The following is a 5,484-nucleotide window of genomic DNA, read 5'->3' on the forward strand; positions in this document are numbered from 1 at the left end:
TCGCTATTTTGGAGGAAGAAAACGAAATTTTATCACGCATAGCCTGACAGGCATTGAGCGGCCATCTTACTAGCCAAAAAATAGTCCGTAATGTGGGATTGCCGCTAGTTAATCAATTTTTAGCACAAGGCTACGCGCTTGTGCGTATTTTAAGTGCACTTAAAATCAAACCTAGTACCTATTACAACTGGCGCCATTGGCAGCCCAGTCGACAAGAAAAGCGTAGAGAATTCCTGAAACCTTATATTTTAGACGTTTGGAAAACCTTTAAATTTTATGGTTATCGCCGTATTGCTGCTTATAGTCAACAAACCGACGGTCCGAAAGTATCTGAGTATATGACACTCAAATTGATGCGTGAATTAGCGATTAAATCCCGCATGCAAAAACGTTATCGCAAACCAAAAACTGTGGTGACAGTTGATCAAAAACCCAATCTGATTAGACACTTGCATGATTTGAGCGGTGTTTGGCAAACAGATATCACTTATATTCAGTTGACTATCCACAAATGGGTCTATTTAGCGACCGTTTTGGATCCTGAGAAGAGAAAAGTATTGGGCTATAAAATTGGCGATACAATGACAGCCGAGCTAGCCACAAGTGCCTTACAGATGGCGTTAGATAAGCATCGAAAGCCATTAATTATTCATTCAGATATGGGGTCACAATACACGAGTGCTGAATTTAATATTAAATGTCAAAATTATGGCTTGAAACATTCATATTCACTCAAAGGCCATCCATACGATAATGGCCGTATGGAAGCATTTCATTCAATATTGAAACGTGAAGAGGTGTATTTGAAGACATACGAAACATTAACGCAAGTCCAAGCAGCCATTGGTTGGTATATCAATTTTTATAATCGAAATCGTATCTCAAATGTTGCCTAAGTAACTGAATAAAAATAGTCCAATTTATTGACTTCTGAGCACGCCAGTTTGCTTTGAGAATACCCCAATTCCTTTTGTCTGGCGATAAACTTTTCGATATTCACCCCAAAAGCCCCATTTCCGTTTTAATTGTTCATCTTCCAAGTTAATCCTATTTTACTTGACCCGTTATTGAATATCAAAGTTATTAATATTCAACAATTCACAGTGGTAATTTGATGTCGAGATTCTTTGATGATAACCACCTTCTTGAATTGACCCTGAGCTGACATATTTTGTGACAGATTAATAAAATTTCCCAGCAATTTATCATTTTATTTCTTAAAAATCCTTGACACTTCCACTGGGATTATGTATATTTATGGCAACAAAAAATTTCGGAGGTGTCACTATGACTCAATCAATGTTTAATGCGATTCATTGTTGCTGTCGAACAACGCGTTTTTGGCGATGTTCGGCCTGTTAGCATTGACATTTTTTGAGGAATAATGACCTTAAAGAAGTTCAATGTCCACTTGGCTGGAATTGAACTAAGGGCGCGAGAATTCTGATTTTTCAGAGTTTCGCGCCCTTTTTCTATTCACTGCAGTCAACCGGCCATTTAACATCGCCAAAGATCATCTTTCCTGAATCGCAGTCTAACAGTTAAAACAACTATTCAGAAAGGATCTTACCATGCTTATTCAATCCGTTTCCCAACTCATCGGCCATACCCCGATGATCGACCTACAAATTAACGTTCCTCACCACAGTCATATTTACGCTAAACTTGAAATGTTTAATCCCGGCGGCAGCATCAAGGACCGCTTGGGTCAGTACATGATTCAAGACGCCATCGACCACGGTAAAGTGACTGAAGGAAAAACCACCATTATTGAACCCACCGCCGGCAATACCGGCATTGGGGTGGCCCTGGCCGCCCAACAACACCGTTTGCCAACTATCCTCGTCGTCCCTGAAAAGTTTAGTTTTGAAAAACAACAGCTGATGAAGGCTCTCGGGGCGACTCTCATCAACACGCCGAGCGACCAAGGAATCAAAGGCGCCATCCAAAAAGCGCGCGAGTTGGCAGCGAAGACTCCAAACAGTTTTGTGCCGATGCAGTTTGAAAATCCGGCTAATCCAGCGACTTATTACCACACCTTGGCGCCGGAGTTAGTAGCAGACGTCCCTGCTCAAATTAACGCGTTCGTTGCTGGCGCGGGCAGTGGCGGGACATTTGCCGGCATCGCCCGATATCTGAAAGAACAGAATTCAGCAACCCGGACCGTCGTCGTTGAACCCGAAGGCTCCATTCTAAATGGTGGCCCGGCTCATCCCCACAAAACGGAAGGGATTGGTGTCGAATTTATTCCGCCCTTCTTCAAAGACGTCCAAATTGATGAAACCCTCACCATTTCTGACAACGACGCGTTTGATCAGGTTAAACAAATGGCCAAAACACAAGGGCTCTTCATTGGCAGTTCCAGCGGGGCCGCGTTAGCAGCTAGTCTTAAAGTAGCCAATGAATTGCCAGAAAACAGTTCAATCGTCACGGTTTTTCCAGACAGCAGCGAGCGTTACATGAGTGAAAACATTTACAACTAATCAACTTAAATCTAACAACTAAAAAAGTGAGGTCAATGATTATGGAATTTGATACAAAATTAATTCACGGTGGCATCAGCGAAGACAAATACACAGGCGCAACATCAGTCCCAATCTATATGGCATCCACCTTTCATCAACAGAAAATTGGTGAAAACGAATACGAATATTCCCGTTCGGGTAACCCCACCCGGGAAGCGGTTGAAAAATTAATTGCCGATTTGGAAGACGGCACCGCTGGCTTTGCGTTTGCTTCCGGTTCGGCGGGCATCGATACGGTGTTCTCACTATTTTCTGCCGGCGATCATTTCGTCATTGGCAATGACGTCTACGGTGGGACTTTCCGCTTGATTGACGCGGTTTTAAAACGATTCGGCATGACGTTTACCGTCGTTGATACCCGCGACCTGCAAGCCGTTAAAGCCGCCATCACCCCCGCCACAAAGGCCATTTATTTGGAAACCCCGACCAATCCACTGCTGCGGGTAACCGATATCGCTGCCGTCGCTAAAATTGCAAAGGACCGTGGTATTTTAAGCATTATCGACAACACTTTCTCATCGCCATACGTTCAACGGCCCTTAGACCTTGGCGTGGATATCGTTTTGCACAGTGCTTCTAAGTACCTTGGTGGCCATAGTGATCTGGTTGCCGGCCTGGTAGTCACTAAGGATCAAGCCCTTGGCGAAAAAATTGGGTACCTGCAAAATGCCATCGGCGGCATCTTGGCACCCCAGGAGAGCTGGTTATTGCAAAGGGGAATGAAGACACTCTCACTTAGAATGCGGGCTCATTTGGCCAATGCGGAAGCAATCTTCAATTATTTGAAAAATCAGCCGCTGGTCAGCAAAATTTACTATCCTGGCGATCCTAACAATCCGGATTACGAAGTTGCTCAGAAACAGATGAACGGATTTGGCGCAATGATCTCGTTCGAATTACAAGCCGGTCTGGATCCCAAACAATTTGTCGAACAACTCCAAGTTATCACCCTGGCCGAAAGTCTGGGCGCTCTTGAAAGTCTCATCGAAATTCCAGCCTTGATGACTCACGGTTCAATCCCCCATGACATCCGGCTTAAAAACGGCATCAAGGACGAACTAATCCGCCTGTCAGTCGGCGTTGAGGATCAAAAAGACCTATTAGCCGACCTGGAACGTGGATTCGATCAACTAAAGGGGAGCCATCAAGATGTTTCAAACAGCAAGGTCCATTCTCAAGCGTGATCCGGCCGCTCATAGTCTGCTTCAGGTGATTCTAACGTATCCCGGGGTTCGGGCACTGTTCTGGTATCGGATTGCTCACTTCTTTGCCAGTCATCAACGATTCGTCATAGCTGGCTTAATTAGCCAACACGCCGCTAAAGTTACTGGAATTACAATTGCCCCCGAAGCAACCATCGGCAAACGCGTTTTCATCGATCACGGGGTGGGAACTGTTATTGGCGCAACCGCCATCATCGAAGACGACGTCACCATTCTTCATGGTGTGACATTTGGCACGCGGCGTATGACGGATAAGGGCCGGCGCCACCCTCACGTCAGAAAGGGTGCTTTCATTGGCGCCAATGCCCAGATACTGGGGCCAATCGAGATTGGGCCATACAGCAAGGTTGGCGCCGGTGCCGTTGTGCTGGTAAATGTTCCTAGCCATTTGACCGTCGTTGGCAATCCGGCTACGATTGCCCCACATCCGATTTCAAAAGTCGTTTCCGTTTCCTTTAATCATCAGGTAACAAGATCAGAATAAGGACGATAAAAGGTCATTGACAACCAAATTGCCAATGACCTTTTACATAGTTACTGAAACTTGAAAGCTAATAATCACGCCAAAGGCTTGTGGTTATTGGCTTTTTTGGCAAAAAAATAAACGCAAGCTTTCCTGCGTTGTATGCTTTAGTCGACCAAAACCAAGATACAAGGGAGACTTACGTCATGAATATTATAAGACAAAAAAATACAGAAAACGAGCTTCACAATATTGTTCATCAATTTACTTCCCTCATTGGTCTATCTAAACTCATCAAGTTGGTGAATTATCGCCGGAATTCAGAAATCAGCTTGATGAAGGTCATTGAATGGCTGCTCACGACAAAGTTCCTGGGACGCTTGCTTTATCGAGCCCATGAAACACCTAACTTTACCAGTCGCACCGTCGGAAATAATTTGAACGATGGCCGGATCAATTGGCAACGCTTGATTTGTCAAGTTGGGAGTCATTTAATCAAGCATTTACGACCGTTTATTGACCGCCGGCGATTGTACGGTTGGACGTGCGAACGTTTTTTGGGGCTAAAATCGTCAGTGTGGTTTGTGGGATCAATCTTCATTTGCACACCGAAACCGGAGGTGCCCGCTTCTTCTGCATCAGCATAATCAATCCCAACGCTAACCACTCCACCTTGTGCTTGATGGTTACGAAGTCTGCCAGAAACCTGATCAGCAATCTCGCTAAGCACGACTTTAATTTCCTTTGCCTGCGTGTAATCACACATGAGCACCTGACTATTGCCATAGTCTTTTTTCACATTTACTGGGTAGTAACTTTAATTATGCAATCTAGGATACATGCATGGTCGTTATTTTTTCGATCATGTTTTTTTTACCCGAAAGTAGTCGAGTGCACAATTCTCCTTAATAAAAATAGTCCAATTTATTGACTTCTGAGCAGATTCTTAAGAAACCAAAAGAAAGTTGAACAAGAAAAGGCTCAACAAGAATATGAGTCACAAATATCAAGGAGAATGTAAGTAGGAAACTATTTCTAACATAATTTGATTGACAAGTATTTATAACTATTTAAAATTAATAATAGTCTATTACTGTTTTTAAGTAAAAAGATCCTTGACAATACATTGAATGGGATGCTATATTGTCTATAACGATTTTTAGAATGAAACGAATTGAACAGGAAAGTAACAGTTTATCAAAGCCAAGAAAGCTAACGGGAGATGTGAGTTAGCGTGCGTGCGATTGTGAAAATGACCTGTGATTGGTGCAGA

The 5,484-nt window shown here is 43.6% G+C and carries 4 protein-coding genes and 1 pseudogene; 4 read left to right on the plus strand and 1 reads right to left on the minus strand.

Annotated features, from left to right (window positions below):
* The first annotated feature begins 92 nt into the window (after positions 1 to 92).
* The 4 genes from BMG01_RS09935 (at position 93) to epsC (ending at position 4,232) form a co-directional block, all read left to right on the plus strand.
* Positions 93 to 896: an IS3 family transposase gene (locus tag BMG01_RS09935; RefSeq protein ID WP_158084727.1), complete on the plus strand. Its 804-nt coding sequence runs from the start codon at positions 93 to 95 to the stop codon at positions 894 to 896.
* Positions 897 to 1,571: 675 nt separating this feature from the next.
* Positions 1,572 to 2,483, plus strand: a complete 912-nt coding sequence (locus tag BMG01_RS09940) for a PLP-dependent cysteine synthase family protein (protein WP_014919551.1) — start codon at positions 1,572 to 1,574, stop codon at positions 2,481 to 2,483.
* Between the two features lie 41 nt (positions 2,484 to 2,524).
* Positions 2,525 to 3,709 (plus strand): PLP-dependent aspartate aminotransferase family protein, encoded by a 1,185-nt coding sequence (locus BMG01_RS09945; protein ID WP_036086946.1) that lies wholly within the window; start codon positions 2,525 to 2,527, stop codon positions 3,707 to 3,709.
* Positions 3,675 to 4,232, plus strand: a complete 558-nt coding sequence (epsC, locus tag BMG01_RS09950; protein ID WP_036086949.1) for a serine O-acetyltransferase EpsC — start codon at positions 3,675 to 3,677, stop codon at positions 4,230 to 4,232. The genes BMG01_RS09945 and epsC overlap by 35 nt, the downstream gene beginning before the upstream one ends.
* A 547-nt stretch (positions 4,233 to 4,779) precedes the next feature.
* Here epsC and BMG01_RS09960 read toward each other — a convergent pair.
* A pseudogene (locus BMG01_RS09960) lies at positions 4,780 to 5,004 on the minus strand (DNA polymerase); the annotation flags it as partial.
* Positions 5,005 to 5,484 lie beyond the last annotated feature (480 nt).

This window comes from Leuconostoc sp. BM2 (genome assembly GCF_002095565.1).
In the GTDB taxonomy this organism is placed as follows: domain Bacteria; phylum Bacillota; class Bacilli; order Lactobacillales; family Lactobacillaceae; genus Leuconostoc; species Leuconostoc falkenbergense.

What these genes read in the sequence shown, in the direction of transcription:
- BMG01_RS09940 (WP_014919551.1), top strand. Translation starts at nt 1,572, where the DNA reads ATGCTTATTCAATCCGTTTCCCAACTCATCGGCCATACCCCGATGATC.
- BMG01_RS09945 (WP_036086946.1), top strand. Translation starts at nt 2,525, where the DNA reads ATGGAATTTGATACAAAATTAATTCACGGTGGCATCAGCGAAGACAAA.
- epsC (WP_036086949.1), top strand. Translation starts at nt 3,675, where the DNA reads ATGTTTCAAACAGCAAGGTCCATTCTCAAGCGTGATCCGGCCGCTCAT.